Consider the following 20,226-nt stretch of genomic DNA (forward strand, 5'->3'; position numbering starts at 1 on the left):
GTGTATAGATTCTGATGATGATATAAATGCTTGTGCTTCCCCTTGTGTCTTAAAAGGCTCACTCCAAATGCGGAGGACTTTACCAGCATTACCTCCAATGCCGTGAGCGTAAGTAAAGTATAATATATTAGACTTAATAGCACAAATTTTTTTGCCACACTGATTAGCCCGAAAACAAGCTTTCTCCACACTTTTTTGGATTAAATTAAACCGCATAGCGAACTCCTTGCTACTTACCCATTGTTCCATTTTTGCTCACTTTGTATGCAATTTAAAGCCATCAGATTCAAGCATTTCTTTAAGCTCTTTGCCCCTGCCGCGCTTACCTTGTATAAATCCATAAGAGAGCTGATTGAGCAATCCTATATCTTTCTCACTTAAGCCCTTAGATTTTGCCCAAGTGCGGAGCTTCATACCCTTTGCTGCCATTGCTGCGCTCAAATTTTGTTTTTTCATTGCTTTGCCTTTATTGATTTATTTATCTCTTATCCTTTGTTGGATAATATTATAGATAAATATATAGAATTATAGTCTAATATATTAAACTTGTCAAGGAGAATCTCATATATGGAGCTTAAGGAAAAAATAAAAGCAATGAGAGAGAGCAAGGGAATGATACAAGAAGATTTAGCCAAAGCAAGTGGCGTGTCTATTCAAAGCATTAAACGATATGAAACAAAAACAAATAGCAATATAACACTTGATAATTTGCAAAAAATTGCTAATGCCCTTGATACCAATATAGAATTTTTTGTCTCCCAATGTCTCCCAATCACAAAAATGATGTCTCCCAATCACAAAAATGATGTCTCCCAATTAGATTCTAAAATCCCTCACCTTCCCATACAAAAGCCTACTACTATCCAAATCCCTGTATATGATGATGTGTATGCTTCTGCGGGGCAGGGGCTGCTCAATGAGGAGTATATCACGCGCCATATTGATATGCAAAGGGATTTTTTGCGCGATTATTTTGGGGTGGCAAATTTTTTAGGGCTTTCTATTATCACTGCACGAGGGGATTCTATGAGTCCCACTATCCCAGAGAATTGCCAACTTTTAATCCAGCAAAGTGATAGCTTTCAAGAGGGGCAGATTTGCGTGGTGCGCCTTGATAATGAACTCTATGTCAAACGCTTGCAAAAACGCCCAAAATACAAGCTTATCAGCGATAATAAAAATTATGAAGACATTGAGCTAGAAAATGAGGATTATGAGATTTTGGGTGTGGTTGTAGGATTTTTTAAACGAATGATTTAAGGGCGCTTAAAGCGCATTAATGTGGCTTTAAGGCTTTTTGCTTTTTTGGGGTAGCTCTGTGGGATTTGAGGGATTTTAGCGTAATGTGCGGTATTGTCTAGGAGATGGTATCGTATATAGTTTTGTTGAGGATTTTGTCAGTTTTTGTCTAAAAAGTGTCAAAAAATATCAAAAGATTTAGTCTCACTTTGATTTTTAAAATATTCCTCATTCTCTCGCACTTTGCTTTATTTGATTATCGTCTCTCTCACTTTGATTCCTGATAAAACTATACAAGATTCACATCACAACATTGAAGTTTTATTAAAAATCTTAACTCCATTAGGAGTCTTGATATAAGTTTTTATACTTTCTTCTACTTCGACAATATAGGCAATTACAAGTTTATTTTTACTTTTTGTAAGTTCTACTTCTACATTTAAATCACCACTCTCTGTTGTGATAACAATAGTTTTCTTTAAACTCTCATTATCATTGGGTAAGTTCATCGCAATGATTTGCCTATAAATCAACGCTCTTACTTCATATTCTGGGAATTGGATTTCTTTTTTTAAGTCTTGTTTAAAAGCCTCTAAAATATCAACATTAGGAATAAAGTTCTCACTAGCAGAGCAATGATAATCATCCCCGCATACTTCTTGTTGATATTTGGAATCTATTCTCTCTATAACCACTTCTGCATACGCAAAAACTAAACAACCTAATAGCAAAATTAACTTTTTCATTCATTGCCTCCAAAAGTATTTTTAAGCCCTCTTGTAGAATTTCTAAAGGGTCAGCTATGTCTTCTCTCCTATTAAACTAAAAGCTTAAGCTTCCGCCTACGCGTAGATTGATATATTGAGGAATAGGTATGTTCTCTACACGAGTGAATTTGGTGCTCGTTTGCAAGGCAATATCAAGGAATCCAAGCACATTAAGTCCCCCTGTGAGTATAAGTCCCGTATCTTGGCGTAAATCTTTCATTGCACCCACGCGCACATCAATTGCTTTTAAATCAAAAGCAATACCGCCTCCAATCATTTGACTTTGCTGTCTAATATTGCTAAATGCAATCAAATCATTTGGAGTTAAATCTGCATCAAAAGCGAGATTAAATCTTTTTGAATTATAACCAATCCCTGCCCTGTATTGTGGCTTGATAGTAATATCCGAGAGTGTAGATTGAAAGGATGGGGAATTGATATTTTTTACTACAAGTCCAAAGGTAAGATAGCGAAATTCGGGGAAATCAACCTCATAAAGTGCGCCAACATCAATACCAAAATTATTTGAAGAAATAGCATTATCAAGCGAGGCAAAATTAGTAAGCTCTTTTTTAAAGTCTATATTTGTTTTGATATTCATTTGACTTTGGGTGCTAATGGCACTCATAAATTTGCCTGTTACACCAATATTGAGGTTGCCATTTTTGAGATAAAAAGTCCTCGCATAGCCTATAGGCAGTTCAGTAAGCACAAAACTTGTGGCAATAAGCTTGTGTGCATCGCTACTATCTTCTAAGGCAGCAATGAGTGAGTAGTTGTCATAGTCGGTTTGATTCGAAACTTTATAACTAAAGCTATCACCATTATCTGTTAGCTCATAATAACTACCATTGCCACCATTAATGATAAGACGCATACGAGAAGCATCAGCTTTGACTGACATACTTGAATACACAGAGGCAAAAATTGCTACGCCAAGAGAACCTAGCTTTTCATTCATTGTTTTACTAGAGAGTTGCAAGATTACACCATCTTGGCTTGTAACATTAAGGTTATTATCTTTAAGTATATCTTGCACGGCACTAATGTCATTCACAGCTTTATCAAGCCCTTTATCACCGCCTTTAGAAATAGTAATATCTTGTAAAAGTCCTGCTACACCACCCGCTCCTGCTTGGCTAAAGTCAAGTTTACCATAATCAATACTTCCTGCAATATGGCTAAGTAGGTCTTTTTGTTCAGGGTTAAGAGAGGAGCTTTGTTGGACTTGTTGTAATACTTGGGTTATCAAATCGCTGTAATTGCCGCCTTGATGATTTTGTAGATAGGTTTGTAAATCTTGTTCAACATTACCAGTTGGAGTTTGTCCGCTTGAAGTAAGTACAGAGCTAAGTGCATCTTTGACAACATTTGTAATCTCACCCACACTTGCTCCACTACCAGAAGCAAAAGTGCTTACAAGTCGCTCAGCAGTATTTGCCATATTTTTAATATCAATTTTAGCAATTTTAGCAAGATTATGTTCTTTTAAGCCAATACCCAAAGAATATCCCATTTTTACTCGCGGGTCAGAGCTAAGAAGCGCAGGATTATAATACAATCCCCACGCAGAATGTTTCAAGGCTACTCCAGCTCCACCCATTGCCGCAGAAGTGTTACCCATTGACCCAAACTCTAAAGCTTCAAGTGAGCCATAGAAGCAACTGCTTAACATTCCTAAAGCAAGAAAATTTTTTCTAATCCCCCACATCACAACTCCTTATTTCGCTACCAAAACAGGAATGGGAGAAGAGTTGATGAAGCTATTTTGATGTGAATTGAAGATTCTATGAAGGAGTGAAGATTCACTCGCACCAATGATAAGCAAATCATAGTTATTAACAATCTCAAGCACTACATCAATAGGGTTGCCTGTCTTAAGAATTTTTTGACAAGTAATACCTTCTTTATTAAAGGCTTGTTCAAATTCATTAAGAATAGCATTTGATTTTTCATTTTCAATATTTTCTATTGTGCCATAATCTACAATTCCGCTTTCAGCATATACAACAATTTCTGGTGTTACGTGCAAAAGTGTGAGTTCAATTTCTTCACGATGTCCAAAAAAACGGATAATAGTCTGAATAGCCCTACGACATTCTTGTGTGTCGCTTACTCCGAATAAGAGCTTTGTCATAATCACTCCTTATTTTAAGATATTTATTTAAAGAATCTCATAATTAATGAAGTCTATTATATCACAAAAATCGGCATTATAGGAAATAACCTTAATAGGTGCGCCTTTTGGCAGGCATTGCACATTATCAAAAAGAGCAATCGCATTATTTTTCCACATATTTGTCAGCGAGCTTGAACCAATTTTTCCGCCATTATGAGGAATAAATGTTTCATTTTCACATCGTCCTAGAATTATAGAAGTTGTATTGGCTTTGAGCTTTAAAGCCTCATTGAGCTTTAAACTAAAACTTTGAGGATAGAATGCACTTCCTCCTTGTAAAGATTCCAAAATAGACAAAATAAGTGTATGTAGATGAAGAAGTAAGGCTAGGGGATTACCCGGCAGCAAGATAATAAGTGTTTTTCCTAATGTAGCAAATCCAAGATGGCGTCCGGGCTTGACATTAATACCATCAAAAAGCATTTTTGCTCCTTGCATTTGCAATACTTCTTTAATCAAATCCGCATCGCCTACACTTGCTCCACCGCTTGTAATAATGACATCATATTTATTAAATTGCTCAATAGCCTCGCAAAGAGCTTTTTTGTCATCTTGTAAGATGCCTTCATAGCTACATTCATAGCCACGTTGTTTGAGGAGCGTGTAAAGACTGGTAGCATTTGTGTTATAAATTTGGTGTGCTTTGGCACTCTGATTTGGCTCAATAACTTCATCACCACTTGAATAAATCCCTATACGTAAGGGCACAAAGCTTTGCACTTCGCTGATACCTTGGGAAGCAATAACGCTTAAATCAAGGTGATTAAGTCGTTTGCCTCTTTGTAAAAGAAGTGAATCTTGAGCTATTTCTTCGCCTTTAAATCGGATATTTTGCCCTTGAATAAGGTTTTGATTACAATTTAGTGCAGGAATATACACACCTGATTCATCTTCTTGCACCCATTCAATTTGCACGACAGCTTGGGTGTTTTGAGGGAGCATTGAACCCGTCATTACCTTATATGTGTGTCCTTGTGCAAGTGCAAATGCACTGCTATTGACTCCTGCTAAAATGCTTCCATCGCATATACAATGTGTGCCATAATCTTGCATTCTAATGGCATAGCCGTCCATTGCAGAGTTATTAAATGAAGGAAGTGAGCGTGTAGCGATAATATCTTGTGCAAGAATTGTGCCATAAGATTCAAAAAGAGGCAAAGTATGCGTGTGCTTGGTAGGAGGTAATGAAATGCCTATTTGTAATGCTTGATTAAAGGTTGTCATAAAAGTTCCTTTAAGTGTGAAATTGTCGTAGTTGAGTGTAGGCTTGAGCAAGTATATGAGTGATAGATTCTATAGAATCTAAATGCATATAACTTACACTCAATAATTCGCGTGTGCTTGGCTCATCATACCCCATAGAACGCAGCACAAAGGAGGGTTTAGCGTTACCAAATAAGCAATCTTGCCCATTAATGGCATAGATTCCCTCTATGCTTAGAGCTTGGATTAAAAGCCGTGCTTTGATGTGCTTAAAGCGCAAAGGTAAAGCATTTTTTGTAGTAATCTCAAGGGGTGCAAAAAGCGAAATATCTTTACCCAAATGGGCTTGAAGTTTATCAAAAAAGATATGTTTGCTATCTTGAATTGGTGGGCTAGATAGAATACATTTAAGAGCGTAACTCGCAGCCTTAAAAAGATGAGGGCGCAAAAGAGTTGCGTTAAAAAATGCTTCTAATGCTTCTTTATGCGTAGGATTAAGTGTATCAAAATCACTCACAATAAAGCCACTTGGGCGCATTAAACCAATAGATTCACCATTGCACAAAAATATTATTTGAGGATTTTGCAAGGTGCGCAAAAATGCAAGCTGTGCTTGTTCAAGTGTGCTTACAAAAAGTGATATATCAAGGAAAATAAGCGCGTGAGGGTAGCTAGATAGAATCTGCTCAATAAGGAATTGTATGGGATTGAGCGAGAGAATATCTTGATTAATAAGAGGTATAAAAAACGCATATGGAGTATTATGGCTGTCTTGTGGAGATGCTAAAATGCCTTGTTGATTGAGAGGAAGAAATGATAAACCTTGTGGTGATATATGTTTAAAAAGTTCTGCTGCATAAAAGCTCTGTTGATGAAGGCTAGGGGCTAGAACAATATGATAATGATGTGCAAAAAGGGTGCTAAAAAGTGCGAGAAAGTTCCCACTGCTATAATCAAAGGTATGAGAATGTGTTTTGCCAAAAAATGAAGCAAGGCTTTGAGAATCTGCCTTTAAAGTGTGCAAAATAGTGCTATCAAGCGTATTTACATTGGGATAAGTATCCTCAAATAAGGCATTTGCATTTGCATTTAGAGGGACATTTGCTAAAAAATCAAGATGTATCGTTTTTTTCATATTTTCCTCATTTGCTTTATGTGCCGTATTTAAAGGAGCGTTTGTTTTCATTGCATTCAATATCATCAAATTTATCTAAATATTCTAAATAACCAATGAGGTATTTGCGACTTAAATCTGTCCGTTTTCGCAGGAGATTTACATCAACATAGCTATGTGTGGAGATAATCTCGCGCATAAGGCTCACTATATGATTAAGTGCGGAAGAAGTGATAAAAAGATTATGTGTGATACGCACGACTTTGTGAGCTTGAGTGAGAGATTTTAGAGCGTCATCACCTACTTTTTTGTCAATATCAAGTTCTTCATAAATATTATAAGGTGCGGGTGGTGCATAATGCCCTTGAGCAAGAATCTCAAGTATGCGCTCTTGGACATAAGTTTTAATATCTTTAATTTGGCACCATTGTGAGAGATATAATCCATTTTTATATCTAATTTGCTTTTCATTAAGAAGTTCATCAAGGGCTTTTTGGCAAAGTCCAAGACTTGCCCATTTTATTTTTACACAGAGACTTTGAGCCGAGAGCAGAGCAGATTTATTATGCAAGAAAATCTCTAAAATATGAGCTTTAAGATATTCTACTTGTGAAAGAGGATAAAGTGTAAGGGATTTTTCATCAATAAAAATATCTTTGAGAGTAGAAGCGATTTGGAGGCTTTGAGTATGGCTAAGACAGAATCTCTGTGTAGAGCTTACAAGCCCAAAACCTTTTTTATGAATAGAACAAAGCAGGCTAAAAGCACTATCAAAATGCTTTTTACAAAGGGATTCTAAGAGTTGCACACGTTGATGCTTTTTAATAGGGTCAATGATAGGATTTAAAATAATGCCACCAAGCACAGCACCTTCATCATCGCGTAAAATAAAATGTTGTGAAAATATACTAAATATAATTCCATCACATTTAAGTGTAGCAAAGGTAAGAGGCTTTGAACCAAAGGCGTGAGAAGTGATAGCTTCACTGATAAGATGCACTTTCGCATTGAGTTTTGAGCTTCCTAGATAGAGTTGATAGATAGTATTATGTTGAGGTGCGCCGAAGATTCCCACATCAATACTATCAAAGCCGCGCAAATATCCTTTCTGAGAGAGAAGAAAGCCACGCTTGAGTTGGTGATGACTGATTCCAGAGAGATTAAGTGCGACACGATGAGAGGGAGTGGCTTTTGTAGCATTTTTATCGTGGATTTGTATTCCTCGCACAGCGACTTCTTGCTTTATATCATAGGCATAAAGCTTATCTCCCACGCAACATTCACCGCTTAAAACACTTCCTGTAACTACACAGCCTGCACCCTTAATGCTAAAACTTCTATCAATATAATATAAAAATAAGCCAAAATCTATCTTTTGGGGTTTAGGGATAGAATCTAAACTTGTTTTTAGCCTTTTGAGTTGAGATAAACTATCATAAGCGTTTGTGAGTGGCATTGTAGATGAATGCAGACTAAGAGCAATAGTGTCATAAAGTTTCATATCACAAGTTTTAAAGAGCGCGACAATATCAGATTCTAAACGCGGTAGCTCTAAAGAGGGATTTTCAAGTTTGTCAATTTTGGTAATTACACAAATACAAGAGCTAATACCCAACATATCTGCAATGAGTAAATGTTCTATACTTTGAGGCATAATGCCTTCATTTGCAGCAATGACAAGAAGTAACACATCAATACCAAATGCCCCTGCAATCATATTTTTTACAAGCTTATTATGTCCGGGCACATCAATAAATGCGACATTGCGTGAGGGCAAATGAAGATGAGAAAAACTCAAATCAAGTGTAATGCCTCTTTGTTTCTCTTCCTCTAAACTATCGCCATCAAAGCCATTGAGTGCTTTAATAATGGTTGTTTTGCCGTGGTCAATATGCCCAGCTAAGCCAACGATAATATCATTATGCCCCTCGCTCATATCTTTCTCCTTATGAGGATAATACTTCCCCAAGAATCTCCATAATACGCTCTTCATCACCTTCTAGTAATGTTCGCACATCAAGGAGAATCTTTTCTCCTTGTATGCAGCTAATTAATCCTAAGGCTCGCAAAGCAGATTCAAAATCCTGCACTTGTAAATGTTTTGCTTGAAGTGAGATGCCAAAAGAATCAAAAGATAAATGTGGCACACTCCCACCACCTGCGAGTGAGTGTAAAGGTATCACTTCAACTTCAAGTTCTGAAGCAATAGATGAGGCAAGTATGCGTTTTTTGAGATTTTTAGCCTTAGATTCTAACTCTTTGGGGGTGAAAGCAAGCATAGCAAGAGTTGGGATTTTGTGATATTCTTTGTTTTGATACGCTTTGAGCGTTGCTTGTAAGGCGAGAATACTAAACTTATCTACCCTTAAAGCGCGTAAAAGCTGATTATGCTTTAATTGCGCAATAAGCTGTGATTTGCCGATGATAATGCCTACTTGAGGACCACCGAGCAATTTATCGCCACTAAAGCTAAGGAGTGAGGGTTTATATTTGCAGATTTCGCGAACACTTGGTTCATCTGCGAGGGGCAATGCACCTATGTGTCCGCTACCTAAATCAAAATAATCAATAAGATGATGTTTTTGTGCAAGATGTATGATTTCTTTGATATGGCATTGCTTTACAAAGCCAATTTGTTTAAAATTGCTTTGATGAACTTTCATAATCATTGCACTTTGTTCATTAATAGCATTTTCATAATCTTTTAAATGTGTTTTATTTGTTGCACCTACTTCGTAGAGGATACTTGAAGCACTTTTCATCACTTCTGGGATTCTAAAACTTCCTCCGATTTCCACAAGCTCTCCACGAGAAATAATCACTTCCTTATGGGCTGCAAAGGTGTTGAGGATTAAAAGCACAGCTGCAGCATTATTATTGACCAAAAGTGCATCTTCGCAACCAAACATTTCGCACAGAATCTGCTTAGTATGGGCATATCGCTCACTTCTTTCACCTTTAGCTAAATCATATTCAAGCGTGTGATAGCTTCTCAAAAAAGGTGTGATTTCATCAAGGATTTGAGGTGAAAGGACACTTCGCCCAAGATTTGTGTGAATCACTACACCGGTAGCATTAATTACTTGTGTAAGCGTGGGTTTAGTTGCCTCAATAGCTTTTTTTTTAATCACAGGGATAATTTCGTTTAGGGCAGATTCTAATTCTTTAGGTGAAAGAGTATTTGAGCATATATTTTCACGCAATAGCGATAAATGTGATTGAATAAGTGGCAAAAGTGTAGATTTTTGAAACATTTTAAGTTCATTATGAGCAAGTAGTGTATCAACTTTGGGGAGGGATTTGAGTAAATGTTGCACCTGTTTCTCCTTTGTATAAACAGCAAGGACACAATTATATCGTAGAATAACTTTTTTTACACTTATAAATTTTGGAGGTAATATATGGCAGTAATTTATCTTGCAGGCGGCTGTTTTTGGGGAATACAAGGCTATTTTGATAAGCTTAAAGGCACACTTTGCTCACAGGTGGGCTATGCTAATAGTGCAGTTGAGAATCCAAGCTATGAATTTGTATGCAGTGGTAATAGTGGAGCAGTGGAAGCTTTGGAGTTACATTATGATGAGGATCTACTTCCCTTGCGTGAAATTATAGGGAGATTTTTATCTATTATCAACCCTTGTGCGCTTAATTTTCAAGGAAACGACATTGGCACACAATATCGCAATGGTGTATATTTTGTGCAAGAGAGTGATGAGAGTATTATTAAAGAATGTCTAAAACTTTGGGAGAAAAAGCATCACAAAAAAGCAGTGACAGAGGTTGAAAAATTACAAAATTTCTATTCCGCAGAATTGTATCATCAAAAATATTTAGAGAAAAATCCACTAGGGTATTGCCATATCAATACAGATTTAGCATTACAAAAATGGGAGGAATGAAAATCCATTGCTTAAACTTTAAGCAATGGAGTAAAAATTAATGAGAGAAAATAACAGAATCCATTTTTTCCTCGCCAAAAATAGGGGCGAGAGTTTTCTCATAAGCTTCTTTCATAAAGCCTTCGTGGGTAAGTGATGTAATTTCATTATCAAGCCAATTTTTAAGCTCAATATTTCCTTTTTTTATTGCTGGAGCAATATTTTCTTCTTCACCTAGTGTTGGAATGCCCACGTTAAAACCTTCATTTTCCATAGCCCACGCGAGCAAAAGAGTATTATCGTGAGCAAGTGCATCACCTCTTTTATCTTTAAGCGCGAGAAAAGCTTCAGTATTTTGCTCATATTTAAGCAATTCAATATCAGGGTAGTTTTTGCTAAAGAATGCGTCAGCTGTTGTGCCTTTATTGACAATTAGTTTTTTCCCTTTTAAGTCATCAATGCTTTTAATCTCGCCATTTGGAGATATAACACCAAGAGCCACTTTCATATAGGGTTTAGCAAAATCCACTACTGCCTCGCGTTCTGGAGTTTGAGTGAAGTTCGCCATAATAATATCTACCTTATTAGAGCGCAAAAACTCTACGCGAGAAGCAGCTTCAGTAAGCACAAATTCAACTTTATTTTCATCTCCAAGTAAATCTTTAGCGATGCGTTTTGCAATATAAACATCAAAACCATCATTTTGTCCTTTTTCATTGATGAAACCAAAGGGTGGTTTATCGCTAAATACTCCTATGCGCACAACACCTTTTTGTTTAATTTCTTCTAAGGCATTTTTTGACTCTTTTGTGCTTTGATTATCTCCACACGCACTCAGTCCTATCATAAATACTACGCCAAATAGCGCTAAAAGCAATTTTTTCATTTATTTAACTCCTTTTATAAATGGGTATTAAAGATTATTGTGCCACAAAAAAATGTGATAGAAGTAAATATCATTAAAGATTCTTTGTTCTCTTTCATAAAAGAATAATGTAGTTTTTAGATATTCATTATGAATTTTAATAAACAAAAATATACAAAATGAAACATATCTTAAAGATTTTTCTTTGTTTTCATTATTGATTATTTATTTTTTTGTATAGTCCCTTTTCCGTTTTATTTATATATTTAAAAAATAAAAAAATAACTGCTATATTAAATTAAGGAATTATATGTTTAATAGGTTTTCTCTTGGAACAAAAGCTATATTAAGCGTTTTGGCAATTTTAAGTATCTGTATGGTTTTAATGATAAGTATGCTCGTTATCCAGGCAACCCATATTGCTAAAAAAGACGCCAAAGTGCTTATCTTCAATGTCGCCAAACGCATAGCAAATGATTACGAAGCACATATCAATGAAAGTTTGGTTGCACTTAATTTTGCACAACAAACTCTATCAGCCCTTATTCAAGAAACAAATGATATGAATTTTGAACGTAGAGCAAAAAATCGACTTGAAAATACGCTTGATAGTAATCAATGGCTTGAAAATGGTTTTGTCTATATCAAAAAAAATGCCCTAAATCGTTTTAATATAAATGCGGAGAATTTAATTAATGGCGATATGGTTTTATATGCTTTTGATGAATCCCCAGAATCTACAGGAGGTGTAGTATTTTTGCCTTCTGATGACCACTTTTTGAGCTTAGAATCTGTAAAAAAAGCTTTGGAAACGGGTCAGCAATCTATTGGTAAGCCTCACCCAATAGACTATAAGGGACAATCTGCCATCGTCCTTGATTTTGCCTATCCATTATTTGATAGCAAAGGTAACACACAAGGTGTGGTGGGTATGAGCATTAATCTTGATTGGGTGGGAGCACAATTATTGGGCAATAAATTTTCAGTCTTTAAAGATGATTATCGTTGGGTTCTAGATAATCAAGCACATATTATCAAACACTTCAATAAAGATTTTCTTTTAAAAAGCTTAACTGATTTAAATGCAAGCGAAAATGCTAAATTAATGGCTTCTGATATAAATTCTTGCCAATCGGGCGTATATGAATATAGTAATATTATGAATACTGCTACAACTTCAGGAGTAGCAAGTTTCCCTATTGGTGAAAATAGCGATATATGCTATGCTGTTGTTGTTACTGCGCCCAATAGTTCAGTGTATGCTTCAGCCACGAAGATTACTATAATTGCTATATTAGGAGCTGTGATATGCTTACTTGTTTCAGCAGTATTTATTGCTTTGTATATGAAAAGAAGTATTACCAAAAGACTTCATCGCATCTCTCACACATTTTTTGAATTTTTTAATTATCTTAACTATAAGCAAGATAAACCACCCAAACCTCTTCGTATCATTGCTAAAGATGAGCTAGGCAAAATGGGAGAAACTATCAATGAAAATATTGCTGTGATTGAAAATACTCTCAAGCAAGATAAAATGCTTATTAGTGAAGTTTTAGGTATAGTTGATGAAGCAAAAAGAGGTCACTTTGGTAAAAATATCAAGCAAATAACTTTTAATCCCCAGATTAATGAGCTTAAAAATGCTATTAATGAAATGTCGGTTGCACTTTTAAATCTTGTAGGAGATGATTTAAACAGGACAAACCGCGTATTTCAATCCTATCGTAATAATGATTTTACCGATAGAATTGAAAATGCTCGTGGTATGGGCATAGCTATCAATGAATTAGGAGATTCTATCTGTAAAATGCTTCGTGATTCTATGAGATATGCCAAGGATCTTGAAGCCAAATCAAAAGAAATAGAATCTGTAATAGATGAGCTCACGCAAGGTTCTAATTCCCAAGCTTCCTCTTTAGAACAAACAGCTCAAGCAGTAGAAGAGATTACAAGTTCTATGCAAAATGTAAGTGGTAAGACTGGAGAAGTTATCCAACAAAGTGAAGATATTAAAAATGTTATAGGTATCATTAGAGATATAGCAGATCAAACAAACTTACTTGCTCTTAATGCAGCAATAGAAGCTGCACGTGCAGGAGAACACGGAAGAGGATTTGCTGTTGTTGCAGATGAAGTAAGAAAATTAGCTGAGAGAACTCAAAAGAGCTTAGGAGAGATTGAAGCTAATACAAATCTCTTAGTGCAAAGTATTAATGATATGGGAGAATCTATTAGAGAGCAAACTACTGGAGTTACTCAAATTAATGAGGCTATATCACAGCTTGAAGCACTCACACAAGAGAACGCAAATATTGCTAATCATTCGCAAAAAATTAGCAATGCTCTTGATGATGTTGCCTCAAAGATTTTAAATGATGCAAATAAAAAGAAATTCTCATAGAATCTTTATTATAGATATAATGTGCTTATTCTAAAAGAGAGAGTAAAGCAAAATTCATTACAATATGCTCCATATTTTCAAAGGAGTGTTATGCCTTTTGTTACTAATTCCTATCATATAGCACAGCCTCTTCCCGCTTTTTTATTTCTTATGCGGCACAGGGGTTATACCCAAGCTCAAGCTCAAAAGGTTTTGGACAAAAAACGCCTAAGGCAGCATAATCGTGTTATTGCCAAAAATGAAATTATTTGTGGGCAAGTAGAGTTAAGTGAATTTGAAGCTTGTGATATAGAGCTTGAACCACTTTTTTTCAATGAAGATTTTTGTGTATATGATAAACCGCATAATCTCCTTACACACCCCAAAGGCAGATTCTATCATTACTCACTCAATGATGCCCTCAAATTACGTTTTGGCAATTATGCTAACGCTATTCATCGCCTTGATAAGCAAACAAGCGGACTTGTATTGTGCGCAATCAATCCTCAAAGTGAAACAGAGTTAAAAGAACTTATAAGCACAAGGCAGATTCTTAAAACTTATTATGCCATTGTTGAGGGCAAACTTACGCAAGAATGTCTTATTGATGAGCCTATTGCTTTACAAAAATATAAAGGCACAGATTTATCTATTAAAAGCATTATTAGCCCTTATGGCAAGCCAAGTCGCACGAAACTTTATCCTTTAGTCTATCATTCGCCTACAGATTCTACTCTTATCCGTGTCTTGCCTCTCACAGGCAGAACTCATCAAATCCGTTTGCATTGCGCACATATTGGGCATAGAATCTTGGGTGATCCGCTTTATGGCACCAAAGAAGAGTATAGTAGATTCTATCTTGAATCTCCCGCATTGCCTCCTCATCAATATGAAAGTTATTTTGGCGCACCTTATTTGTGCCTTAATGCGCATACTCTTGCTTTTAGCTTTAAAGGCAAGAGTTATTATTTCACAAGTTGCCATAATTTTTCGTTTATACCGCATTTTGCGACATATTTTTAGCTTTATATAGTTTATGTGAAAAAAGTGTTTTTTTTTTTTTTTGATATAATTTATAACTTTATAACTAAAAAATTCGGAGGGCTAAATGCGTTATTTATGTTATATATGGAAGTTTTTTGTATTTTTTGGATTTATTTATGTATCTACTTTTCTTACTGCTTGTTCGGATAATAAGTTCGTAGAAAGTTATACTCAAAATATCTCTACTACACCAGAAATACTTATCACCTTTAATCAACCCATTGCATCAGAAAATGCAGAAAATATAGGCATTCTTTATAATGTAAATGAACAAGACAAATTCATTACGCTTAATGGAAACTCTTTAGTTGGGCATTACAGCTTCAAATCTCCTTATGAACTCCTCATTGTTCCAAGTGGCATACTTGAGCCAAATACAGATTATACGCTTAATATCAAGCTCTCAAAACTTGCTCAATCACTTTTAGAAGATACCATTAGCCTAGATCTTCATACTAATACTACAAAGATAGAGACATCTAAGCTCCTTCCTCATTACATTGATGACAAAAGTTTTTTCATATCAGCCGAGATTGTTCTTTCTCAAGACATAAAAATTCTTCGCAATACAACGGGTATTTCTTCAGTAGATTCTAAAGAGTTGCGTTCAATTTTTCATCTCAAAGATGATACAGGTAAAGAGCTTGATTTCACTCTTGCCCCACAAGCGAGCAAAGATTTTGTTATTACAAGCCAAAATTTAACCTTTGATGATAAAGAAAAAAGTTATGAACTTACTCTATCTGCAAAACCTTTGGGTTTGGAAAAAGATGAAATATTGCGTTATGTGCGAGAAAATGAGGGCTTAGAAGTAGTAGATATTCAAGCTATCTTAGATGAAACACCTCATATCCAAGTGCATTTTTCCCAAAATCTTGCTGATAATGCAAATTTGGCAGATTTTGTCTCTATAAGCCCACAAGTAAAAACGAATATTACCAAACAAGGCAATATTATGAGGATTAATGCGTCTTTTAATCCTTCAACAAGCTATAAAGTGCATATCAAAGAGGGAATTATGGCTATTGACCGCTCACGTTTAGAAAAACCAAAAGATGCTGATATAGTGTTTAATCAAATTCCTCCTTCACTTGCCTTTTCCCAACAAGGTGTATTTTTGCCAAGTAATGCAGAGAAAAAAATTGCCTTTAAAAGTATAAATGTCAAAAAAGTTAATCTCAAAGTAAGCAAAATCTACCCAAATAACACTACGGCTTATCTGTATAAACAGAATCTTATTGGTGAAACCAAATATACTAATGCCTCATACAATGATTATGACGATTATGATGATGAATATAATGGAGGGCGCAGTGGGATATATGCAGATTTTGAACGATTGGGCGATGTTGTATTTGAACAAAGCTTTGATATTGCTATGCAAAAAAATCAATGGATTCAAACCCAACTTGATTTTTCCACACTCAAGGCACAAGAGGGTATATTTATTGTAGAACTTAGTTTTGATAAAAACGGGGTAGATTATGATTTCCCAGAGGGCACTTCGGAGTGGCGTAAAGAGCAATTTTTTAATCAACAAGGCAAGATTTTAAAGCATTTGATTTTTTCAAATATTGCGCTTTTAGCTCAACAAATTGACAACAAGCTTGAAGTATTTGCCCTTGATATTGTGAGCAATAAGCCTCTACCTCAAGTAAAAATAAATGCCATTACCCACAAGAATCAAACTATCGCTACTCTTACTACTAATGAGCAAGGTCTAGCTCATTTTGAGCAGGCACAAAAAATAATGTATCTAAGCGCTACAAAAGGTGAAGATACTACTATTTTACGTCTGAATGCACCTCTTAGCCTTGAGGGTTTTGATGTGGGAGGATTGCAATCACATCAACATACTTTTGCTTATATTTATACTGATAGAGGTGTTTATCGTCCCGGCGATACCGCCCATATTAATATCATTGCACGTGCAGATGCTAAACCTATAACCCACCCTATTCATATAACCCTTACTTCTCCGCAAGGTAAAGTAGTGCTTGAAGATTTTTCGCTCAAGGAGCAATTATTTGGGCTTTTTACTTATGATTTTAAAATAGACAAAAGTGCAGATACAGGTATTTGGCGACTTAAAACTAAAGTCGGAGGAAGTGAGTTTTGGCACAATATATCAGTAGAGAGTGTCGTGCCAAATCGTATAAAGGTAGAGATTGTAAGCCCAGAGCATATTAATCTTACAGAGCTTAAAAAAAATGATAATGCCCTCTTTTTTGATATCCGCTCACATTATCTTTTTGGTGCACCAGCAGCAAATCTTAAATATGAAAATAAAATTTATATGCAAGGCATAAATTTCTATGCCCCAGCCTATAATGGTTATACTTTTATGCACCCTTCATCTTTGCATTATAGTTTTAATGATACCTTAGAAGGACAGCTTAACGAAAATGGTCATACGCAAGGCTCTTTTAATGTAAAAAATACAGAGGATATAGGCAAAAATCTTCGTGCTTTTATTACGACAAAAGTCTTTGAAAATGGTGGGCGATTTGTGAGTGCAAGAAAAAATGTGGATATTGCACTCTATGATAGTTTTGTGGGGATTAAATCCCCTTCTCGCTATGTCAATATAGATTCTGAAATGCAAATCCCCATTATTGTCCTTTCTAGCAATACGCAAAAGCCTCTTGCTAACCATAACCTTAACTTTAGAATTTACCAAAATAGTTATTCGTGGTGGTGGGATTATGATAATTACAATGAGTTTGCGCGTTCTATTAAAAGAGATAAAAATACCAAGCTCCTAAAAAGCGGCACACTTATCTCTAAATCAGAGCCCGTTATGCTTACATTTAAGCCTACTCAATCAGGAGAGATTTTTATTGAGGTAGAAGATGAAAGTAATCATAGTAAAAGTGCAATTTTCCTCTATGCAAGTGAGGCTGGAGAGCCTATACAAGCCCAAAAAAATACACAACTTAAGATTCAATCAGATAAAGAACAATACCTCGTGGGCGAGGAAGCAACTATAAATTTTGAAAGCACACCTGATGCTCAAGCGCTTATCACTATCATCAATCAAGAGAAAGTCCTAGAGCGGTTTTGGATTCATACTAAAGATGCACAAAGTAGTTTTAAAATTCCGCTTAAAAAATCTTATGCACCTAATATTTATGTTGCTATCAATTTGTTACAAAACTATCACAAGCTTGATAATGACCGCTCACAAAGGCTTTATGGTGTATTGCCGCTTATGGTAGAAGATAAGGATTCTAAGCTTACACTTGAAATAAATGCCCCTCAATCAATCCGACCAAATACTGATTTTGCAGTCAAACTCTCTAATAAAGAAAACAAAAAAGTTGCCTATACCCTTGCTATTGTCGATGAAGGATTACTTGATTTGACAGATTTTGTCTCGCCAAATCCGTGGAAATATTTTTATCAAAAAATCGCTCTTGCACTTTCTAGCTTTGATAACTATAATCTTATCATTGGGCGGGATATAGGGCATATACATCAGATTCTCAAAGTCGGAGGAGATGAACTTGCAGCAGGTGCAAATCGTAAAGATTTGCATCAAGCCCAACGTTTTAAACCTGTAACATTTTACACGCCGCCTATTATGAGTGATGAATTTGGCAAAGCACAATTTACATATACTATGCCCGCTTATATGGGTAGTGTGAGAATTATGGCAGTAGCGATAAATGACGAAGCCTATGGGAGTGCTTCAAGTGATATGAAAGTAAGCGCACCTGTTGTAATGCTTCCTACCATTCCACGCAGTCTTAAAATAGGTGATTCTTTTACTCTTGCTATTGAAGTATTTCCTACTCAAGATAATGTGGGTAAAGCTAATCTTACCCTTACAAGTGGCGAAAAAATCCGTCTTGAAAAAAATAACATCACACTTACCTTTAATGATAAAAAGTCTCAAATGATTCACCTTAAAGCTCAAGTGGATAAAGAAAGTATAGGACAAGATTTTATTGATATTACACTTAAAAGTGGGGATTTTAGTATGCAAGAGCGCACAGAAATTGATATTTTGCCAAATAATCCTTATACAACTCTCAATAAAAAATTTATCCTCGAATCAAGAGATTCATTCATACTTGAAAATCCAAAAGAATATATTAAAGATTCTCAAATGGGCTATGTGCTTGTGAGCGATAAGCCTATTATGAGCATTGACCATCGTCTTAAATGGCTTATACGTTATCCTTATGGTTGTATTGAACAAACAACTTCAAGTGTGCTTCCTCAACTTTTCCTCACAACCTTAAGTAAGGCAAATTTTATTGATAAACCCACGATAGTGAAAAATATTAATGCAGGTATTGCGCGTATAGCTACATTTCAGACAAGTAATGGTGGATTTGCTTATTGGCAGGGGGGCTCTTCTGCTGATAGATGGGGAAGTGCGTATGCTGGACATTTCTTATTGCTTGCTCAAGCACAAGGATATTATGTGCCAGAGAGTGTTCTTAAAGCGTGGATAAATTATGAAACTTATTATGTAAAAAATACAACTGATGTGCCCACCACGATTTATCCGCTTTACTTGCTTTCTCTTGCTGGAAAGCCACAAATAGGACTGCTCAATAACATATATGAACATCATTTTAAAAAGCTTGATGTAAGAGATAAATGGCTTCTAGCAGCGGCTTACAAGCTTGCAGGGCTTGAAGAGATTGCACAAAAAATTACAGAGAATCTCCCCACCAAAAGCACAGAACGCGATAATTCATATTATCGTTTTAGCTATGGTTCGCCATTGCGTGATGATGCAATGATTCTTAAGGCTTATATGGATATTTATAAAACTCCACACAAGGAACTTTTAACATATATCCAACAACAGCTTGAAAGCAATAATTGGCTTTCTACTCAAACACTTGGCTATTCACTCCTTGCTATTGCACCCACGCTTTCTTCTCAAGGTGGGGATTCTCAAAATAGTTTTAGCATTACATTTGAGGGCAAGAACTTTGAGGGTAAAGATACACTGAAATTGCCATTTGATGATATAAAAGGCAAAATTACTTCACAAAGTGCTTTTCCACTTTATATTGCTCAAGTATGGGATGGCATCTTGCTTGAAAAAGATATAAAACCTAGTGCAAAAAAAATTGCACTTGAGCGAAGTTTTGTAGATGAAAAAGGAAACGCCATTGATGTAGATTCTTTGCCTTCTGGTAGCACTTTTTATCTTAAGCTCACGCTCACAAATGCTGATAAAATCGTGATTGTGGATAATGTAGCTATCACGCAGAATCTTCCTAGTGGTTGGGAAATTGAAAATACACGATTAAATAATGATAAACTCCCCGATTTTGTTCGCAACGGCAATATTGCTTACACAGATATTCGCGATGATAAGATTATGTGGTTTTTAAATTATTATGGAACAAATGAGAGTATGTTTGTCAAAATCAATACTATTACTCCGGGTAATTACCTCTTGCCTCCTGCAAATGCAGAAGCAATGTATGATAATAGTTTTCTTGCCAATACAGAATCTATGGCTGTTTCGGTAACATCTCCGTGAGAAAAAGACATCAAAACATTTTTTTAACTTATCTCAAAGTGC

Annotated in this window: 15 protein-coding genes; 5 read left to right on the plus strand and 10 right to left on the minus strand. The window is 35.6% G+C overall.

Features of this window, described 5'->3' with window-relative positions; genetic code table 11:
• Together LS66_RS08945 and LS66_RS08950 are read right to left on the minus strand one after the other, a co-directional pair.
• Nucleotides 1–216 (minus strand): hypothetical protein (locus tag LS66_RS08945; protein WP_138092079.1); only part of this gene is annotated, 216 nt, incomplete at its 3' end.
• Between the two features lie 39 nt (nucleotides 217–255).
• Entirely contained in the window at nucleotides 256–456 is a 201-nt protein-coding gene (locus tag LS66_RS08950) for a hypothetical protein (protein ID WP_034368522.1), read from the minus strand.
• A 111-nt stretch (nucleotides 457–567) separates the two neighbouring features.
• On the opposite strand from LS66_RS08950, the gene LS66_RS08955 reads away from it, so the two are divergent.
• On the plus strand, nucleotides 568–1,260 hold the full coding sequence (locus tag LS66_RS08955; protein ID WP_034368519.1) for a S24 family peptidase: 693 nt from the start codon (nucleotides 568–570) through the stop codon (nucleotides 1,258–1,260).
• A 284-nt stretch (nucleotides 1,261–1,544) separates the two neighbouring features.
• Here LS66_RS08955 and LS66_RS08960 read toward each other — a convergent pair whose 3' ends face one another.
• The 7 genes from LS66_RS08960 to selA all read right to left on the minus strand — a co-directional run bounded on the left by LS66_RS08960 (nucleotide 1,545) and on the right by selA (nucleotide 9,819).
• On the minus strand, nucleotides 1,545–1,985 hold the full coding sequence (locus LS66_RS08960) for a hypothetical protein (protein ID WP_034367746.1): 441 nt from the start codon (nucleotides 1,983–1,985) through the stop codon (nucleotides 1,545–1,547).
• Nucleotides 1,986–2,061: 76 nt separating this feature from the next.
• Nucleotides 2,062–3,717: a conjugal transfer protein TraF gene (gene traF / locus LS66_RS08965; protein ID WP_081947982.1), complete on the minus strand. Its 1,656-nt coding sequence runs from the start codon at nucleotides 3,715–3,717 to the stop codon at nucleotides 2,062–2,064.
• 9 nt (nucleotides 3,718–3,726) lie between these two features.
• Complete coding sequence (locus LS66_RS08970) at nucleotides 3,727–4,143, minus strand: universal stress protein (protein WP_034367743.1); 417 nt, start codon at nucleotides 4,141–4,143, stop codon at nucleotides 3,727–3,729.
• A gap of 27 nt (nucleotides 4,144–4,170) precedes the next feature.
• Nucleotides 4,171–5,409: a molybdopterin molybdotransferase MoeA gene (locus tag LS66_RS08975; RefSeq protein WP_034367739.1), complete on the minus strand. Its 1,239-nt coding sequence runs from the start codon at nucleotides 5,407–5,409 to the stop codon at nucleotides 4,171–4,173.
• A gap of 10 nt (nucleotides 5,410–5,419) precedes the next feature.
• Nucleotides 5,420–6,523, minus strand: coding sequence for a cysteine desulfurase (locus tag LS66_RS08980; RefSeq protein WP_034367748.1), 1,104 nt, complete (start codon nucleotides 6,521–6,523; stop codon nucleotides 5,420–5,422).
• A gap of 16 nt (nucleotides 6,524–6,539) precedes the next feature.
• Nucleotides 6,540–8,438, minus strand: coding sequence for a selenocysteine-specific translation elongation factor (gene selB / locus LS66_RS08985; RefSeq protein ID WP_034367736.1), 1,899 nt, complete (start codon nucleotides 8,436–8,438; stop codon nucleotides 6,540–6,542).
• A 10-nt stretch (nucleotides 8,439–8,448) separates the two neighbouring features.
• Complete coding sequence (gene selA / locus LS66_RS08990) at nucleotides 8,449–9,819, minus strand: L-seryl-tRNA(Sec) selenium transferase (protein ID WP_034367733.1); 1,371 nt, start codon at nucleotides 9,817–9,819, stop codon at nucleotides 8,449–8,451.
• Between the two features lie 84 nt (nucleotides 9,820–9,903).
• Here selA and msrA point away from each other — a divergent pair, with 84 nt between their 5' ends.
• Nucleotides 9,904–10,401 (plus strand): peptide-methionine (S)-S-oxide reductase MsrA, encoded by a 498-nt coding sequence (gene msrA, locus LS66_RS08995; RefSeq protein ID WP_034367730.1) that lies wholly within the window; start codon nucleotides 9,904–9,906, stop codon nucleotides 10,399–10,401.
• Between the two features lie 37 nt (nucleotides 10,402–10,438).
• Here msrA and LS66_RS09000 read toward each other — a convergent pair whose 3' ends face one another.
• The gene (locus LS66_RS09000; RefSeq protein ID WP_011115580.1) at nucleotides 10,439–11,266 is read right to left on the minus strand and encodes a cysteine ABC transporter substrate-binding protein; all 828 of its coding nucleotides are present in this window, start codon (nucleotides 11,264–11,266) and stop codon (nucleotides 10,439–10,441) included.
• A 289-nt stretch (nucleotides 11,267–11,555) separates the two neighbouring features.
• Here LS66_RS09000 and LS66_RS10435 point away from each other — a divergent pair, with 289 nt between their 5' ends.
• From LS66_RS10435 to LS66_RS09015, 3 genes are all read left to right on the plus strand, one after another.
• The gene (locus LS66_RS10435; RefSeq protein ID WP_138092083.1) at nucleotides 11,556–13,649 is read left to right on the plus strand and encodes a methyl-accepting chemotaxis protein; all 2,094 of its coding nucleotides are present in this window, start codon (nucleotides 11,556–11,558) and stop codon (nucleotides 13,647–13,649) included.
• A 90-nt stretch (nucleotides 13,650–13,739) separates the two neighbouring features.
• Nucleotides 13,740–14,651, plus strand: a complete 912-nt coding sequence (locus LS66_RS09010) for an RNA pseudouridine synthase (RefSeq protein WP_034368576.1) — start codon at nucleotides 13,740–13,742, stop codon at nucleotides 14,649–14,651.
• Nucleotides 14,652–14,736: 85 nt separating this feature from the next.
• Nucleotides 14,737–20,184 carry an alpha-2-macroglobulin gene (locus LS66_RS09015; RefSeq protein WP_034367687.1) on the plus strand — a complete coding sequence of 1,816 codons (5,448 nt, stop codon included), beginning with the start codon at nucleotides 14,737–14,739 and terminating at the stop codon, nucleotides 20,182–20,184.
• Nucleotides 20,185–20,226 lie beyond the last annotated feature (42 nt).

This window comes from Helicobacter sp. MIT 03-1614, assembly GCF_000762925.2.
Lineage (GTDB): Bacteria > Campylobacterota > Campylobacteria > Campylobacterales > Helicobacteraceae > Helicobacter_C > Helicobacter_C hepaticus.

What these genes read in the sequence shown, in the direction of transcription:
- LS66_RS08950 (WP_034368522.1), bottom strand. Translation starts at nt 456, where the DNA reads ATGAAAAAACAAAATTTGAGCGCAGCAATGGCAGCAAAGGGTATGAAG.
- LS66_RS08955 (WP_034368519.1), top strand. Translation starts at nt 568, where the DNA reads ATGGAGCTTAAGGAAAAAATAAAAGCAATGAGAGAGAGCAAGGGAATG.
- LS66_RS08960 (WP_034367746.1), bottom strand. Translation starts at nt 1,985, where the DNA reads ATGAAAAAGTTAATTTTGCTATTAGGTTGTTTAGTTTTTGCGTATGCA.
- traF (WP_081947982.1), bottom strand. Translation starts at nt 3,717, where the DNA reads ATGTGGGGGATTAGAAAAAATTTTCTTGCTTTAGGAATGTTAAGCAGT.
- LS66_RS08970 (WP_034367743.1), bottom strand. Translation starts at nt 4,143, where the DNA reads ATGACAAAGCTCTTATTCGGAGTAAGCGACACACAAGAATGTCGTAGG.
- LS66_RS08975 (WP_034367739.1), bottom strand. Translation starts at nt 5,409, where the DNA reads ATGACAACCTTTAATCAAGCATTACAAATAGGCATTTCATTACCTCCT.
- LS66_RS08980 (WP_034367748.1), bottom strand. Translation starts at nt 6,523, where the DNA reads ATGAAAAAAACGATACATCTTGATTTTTTAGCAAATGTCCCTCTAAAT.
- selB (WP_034367736.1), bottom strand. Translation starts at nt 8,438, where the DNA reads ATGAGCGAGGGGCATAATGATATTATCGTTGGCTTAGCTGGGCATATT.
- msrA (WP_034367730.1), top strand. Translation starts at nt 9,904, where the DNA reads ATGGCAGTAATTTATCTTGCAGGCGGCTGTTTTTGGGGAATACAAGGC.
- LS66_RS09000 (WP_011115580.1), bottom strand. Translation starts at nt 11,266, where the DNA reads ATGAAAAAATTGCTTTTAGCGCTATTTGGCGTAGTATTTATGATAGGA.
- LS66_RS10435 (WP_138092083.1), top strand. Translation starts at nt 11,556, where the DNA reads ATGTTTAATAGGTTTTCTCTTGGAACAAAAGCTATATTAAGCGTTTTG.
- LS66_RS09010 (WP_034368576.1), top strand. Translation starts at nt 13,740, where the DNA reads ATGCCTTTTGTTACTAATTCCTATCATATAGCACAGCCTCTTCCCGCT.
- LS66_RS09015 (WP_034367687.1), top strand. Translation starts at nt 14,737, where the DNA reads ATGCGTTATTTATGTTATATATGGAAGTTTTTTGTATTTTTTGGATTT.